This window comes from Streptomyces sp. DI166 (assembly GCF_900091315.1).
Taxonomy (GTDB): Bacteria; Actinomycetota; Actinomycetes; order Streptomycetales; family Streptomycetaceae; genus Streptomyces; species Streptomyces fuscus.
The window spans coordinates 1-3543 of record NZ_FLSP01000207.1 but is presented as its reverse complement, the minus strand read 5'-3'; the positions used below and the strand labels follow the sequence as shown (position 1 = coordinate 3543).

Annotated in this window: 3 protein-coding genes; all 3 read right to left on the bottom strand. The window is 71.1% G+C overall.

The window, feature by feature from the left end; genetic code table 11:
* The coding region (locus tag GA0115233_RS39730) for a TetR/AcrR family transcriptional regulator (RefSeq protein WP_176712122.1) at positions 1-535 on the bottom strand (535 nt) is incomplete at its 3' end.
* A gap of 83 nt (positions 536-618) precedes the next feature.
* A complete protein-coding gene (locus GA0115233_RS39725; protein ID WP_093725634.1) occupies positions 619-1590 on the bottom strand; it encodes an aldo/keto reductase in 972 nt (323 codons plus the stop codon).
* A 92-nt stretch (positions 1591-1682) separates the two neighbouring features.
* Positions 1683-3110: an argininosuccinate lyase gene (gene argH / locus GA0115233_RS39720; protein ID WP_093725632.1), complete on the bottom strand. Its 1428-nt coding sequence runs from the start codon at positions 3108-3110 to the stop codon at positions 1683-1685.
* Positions 3111-3543 lie beyond the last annotated feature (433 nt).

Genomic DNA, 3543 nt, shown 5'->3' with positions numbered 1-3543 from the left:
GTAGTGCGCCGCCGAGCAGCAGCTCGGCGATCATGTGCGTGAAGTCGTTGGCCGCGACCCTGCCCTCCTGCACCGCCCAGGCGCCGGAGGCGACCAGGCCGTACAGCGCCTCGGTGAGCCAGGCCGGGGTGAGGTCGATACGGAACTCGCCGGACTGCTGACCGCGCCGGAACAGCGCGGCGATCCGGGCGTCCAGGCGGGCCCAGCCCTCGTTCTGCGCCTCACCCTCGAAGAGCTGGTTCTCGGTGTAGAGGAAGGCGAGCAGTCCGGCCGCGGGCTCGATCGCGTGGACGAGCCGGCGTACGGCGTCGCTCGCGCTGCCCTCGTCCAGCCGGGCCGCGTCCAGCGCGGCCTCGCACTCCTCGATGCCGAGCGCCTCCAGCGCGCGGACGAGCGCGTCGCGTCCGGCGAAGAGGCGGTGCAGCGTGGCCCGGCTGATCCCGGCGGCCTTGGCGACCTCGTCCATGGTGGACGTGGATTTCCGGGTGAGCAGGGAGGCTGCGCTGCGCAGCACGTGGTCACGGTCGACAGCCATGAGACAAGAGTAGCCCATGTGAGACATTGATGTCTCATGCGGGGCATGTGCGTCTCACACTCACTGACTGTCCTGCGGTTTTGTCAGTGCCAGGGCAGCTGTCCGCGCCGCTCCCAGTACACGCGCGGCTCCTCCACCAGCGCCGCCAGACGCTCCAACTGCCCCTCGTCGAGGTCGACGGCGGGCGCGTGCAGGTTGGAGGCGAGCTGGACGGTGGTGGCCGCGCCGGAGAGGACGACGCCGGCCCAGGGCTGGCGCAGGACGAAGGCGAGGGCCACGGCGTCGGTGCCCAGGGAGGTCTCGGCCGCGACCGTCTTCAGCGCGTCCGGGGCGTGCGGGTCGGCGAGGCGGCCGTTGGCCATGCCCTCCTTGACGATCACGGTGAGCCCGGCGTCATGGGCCTCGGCGAGGGCAGGGGCGGCGGAGGTCTCCAGGATGTTGTACGTCGACTGGACGGTACGGAAGAGGGGCTCGCCGTCGACCGTCACGGCGAGCGCGGCGCGGATCGCGTCGGCCTGGGCGGGGCCGCTCGTCGAGAAGCCGACGGTGACACCCGCGGCGGCCGCCTCGGCGAGCTTCGCGTGCAGGTCCTTGTCGGCGAGGGCGGGGCTGTCCGGGGTCACCGAGTGGATCTGGTAGAGGTCGAGCCGGTCGCCGAGCAGGGCGTTGGTCTCGGCGCGCTGGCGCTCGTAGGTCCCCGGACTGTGGTCCTTGACCTCGTGGGTCTCGGCGTCGGTCGTCCAGTCGGCGGTGTAGGTGTAGCCCCACTTGCTGCCGACGACGATGTCGTCGATCTCGGGGTGCCGGTCGAGCCAGCCGGCGAGGAACTCCTCCGAGCGGCCGTAGGAGCGGGCCACGTCGAAGTAGCGCACGCCCTGGGCGTAGGCGGCGTCGAGGAGTTCGTGCGTGCGCTCGCGCAGGGTCTCGACGGCGCGGTCCTCCCCCAGGTCCCGGTCCCGGCCCAGGTTGATGTAGCCGGGGCGCCCGATCGCGGCGAGACCGAGGCCGATGTGGCAGGTGGGGGTCGTGGCGGTCGCGAGACGGGCGAAGGGCATCGCGGGCTCCGTTCGGTCGGCGGACGTGCGACCAACGTAGCCCGTGATGCCCTTGGGTCACTTCCTGACGTTCACCCGGCCGTCGCGGGCGGTCACTTCTTGGCGTTCGCCCACTCGTGCTGCCCGGCCACGTCCGCCTTCAGCTCGGCGAGCTGGACGGCGACCGCGCTGGGGGCCGTACCGCCGCGGCCGTTGCGGGAGGCGAGGGCGCCGGGGACGTTGAGGACCGAGCGGACCTCGGGGGTCAGGTGCTCGGAGATCCGGGCGAACTGTTCGTCCGTCAGGTCGTCCAGCTCCTTGCCCTCGGCCTCGGCGGCCTTCACACAGGCACCGGCGACCTCGTGCGCGACCCGGAACGGCACGCCCTTCTTGACCAGCCACTCGGCGACATCGGTGGCCAGCGAGAAACCGGCCGGGGCCAGCTCTTCCATGCGCTCCCGGTGCACGGTGAGCGTGGCGATCATGCCGGTGAAGGCGGGGAGCAGGACGTCGAGCTGGTCGCAGGAGTCGAAGACCGGCTCCTTGTCCTCCTGGAGGTCGCGGTTGTACGCCAGCGGCAGCGCCTTGAGGGTGGCCATCAGGCCGGTCAGGTTGCCGATGAGGCGGCCGCTCTTGCCGCGGGCCAGCTCCGCGATGTCCGGGTTCTTCTTCTGCGGCATGATCGAGGAGCCGGTGGAGAAGGCGTCGTGGAGGGTGACGAAGGAGAACTCCTTCGTGTTCCAGATGATGATCTCCTCGGCGATCCGGGAGACGTTCACGCCGATCATCGCGGTGATGAAGGCGAACTCGGCGACGAAGTCCCGGGAGGCCGTGCCGTCGATGGAGTTGCCGGAGCTGCCGTTCTCGAAGCCGAGGTCCGCGGCGACCGCCTCCGGGTCCAGGCCGAGCGAGGACCCGGCCAGGGCGCCGGAGCCGTACGGCGAGACCGCCGTGCGGGCGTCCCACTGGCGCAGCCGTTCGGCGTCCCGCGACAGCGCCTGGACGTGGGCGAGGACGTGGTGGGCGAAGAGCACGGGCTGGGCGTGCTGGAGGTGGGTGCGGCCGGGCATCGCCACGTCCGGGTGGGCCTCGGCCAGGCCGATCAGCGCGTCCTGGAGGTCGGCGATCAGACCGGCGATGTTGCGGGCCTGGTCGCGCAGGTACATCCGGAACAGGGTGGCGACCTGGTCGTTGCGGGAGCGTCCGGCGCGCAGCTTGCCGCCGAGTTCGGGGCCGAGCCGCTCCAGCAGCCCGCGCTCCAGGGCGGTGTGCACGTCCTCGTCGGCGATGGTGCCGGTGAAGCTGCCGTCGGCGACATCGGCGGCGAGCCGGTCCAGGCCCGCGAGCATGCGGTGCAGTTCGTCGTCGGTGAGCAGGCCCGCCTTGTGCAGCACGCGCGCGTGGGCGCGCGATCCGGCGATGTCGTACGGGGCGAGCCGCCAGTCGAAGTGGACGGAGGCCGACAGCCTGGCCAGCGCCTCGGCGGGGCCGTCCGCGAACCGTGCGCCCCAGAGCCGGACGTCACCGCTGTTGCTGCTCACTTGCTGCGCTCCTTGGAGGGTCTGGATGGGGCACCGCCTCCCCGTGGCGTGAACGGGGAGGCGGCCGTCATTGCGGGGTCGCTCCCCCTGCACACGTCGACGATGCATGAGTATGCAGAACTCTGCATGATTCGTCAATCTGAGGAAATTCAGTCTTGAACTGAACACCGGAAACCGCTTTCACGTACTCCTCGCCGGACGCAGGCGCCGCGTTTGTACCGCCAGAACACAGCGAACACCCCCGACCCAGTGAGGATTCCGCATGTCCAGGGCTCTTCCGAAGTACAACAAGCGTCGTGTCGCGTTGATCGGCGGCGCCGCCGCGCTGGCGCTGTCCGGGGCCTTCGTCGTCAACTCGGCGCTGGCCGGGGAGACGCCCAAGAACGACCCCCGCACCCTCGCCGGCCCCGGCACGATCAGCTGCCCGGACGTG

Bases quoted from the DNA above. Each gene is read 5' to 3' on its own strand.
- GA0115233_RS39725 (WP_093725634.1), bottom strand. From the start codon at position 1,590: ATGCCCTTCGCCCGTCTCGCGACCGCCACGACCCCCACCTGCCACATC.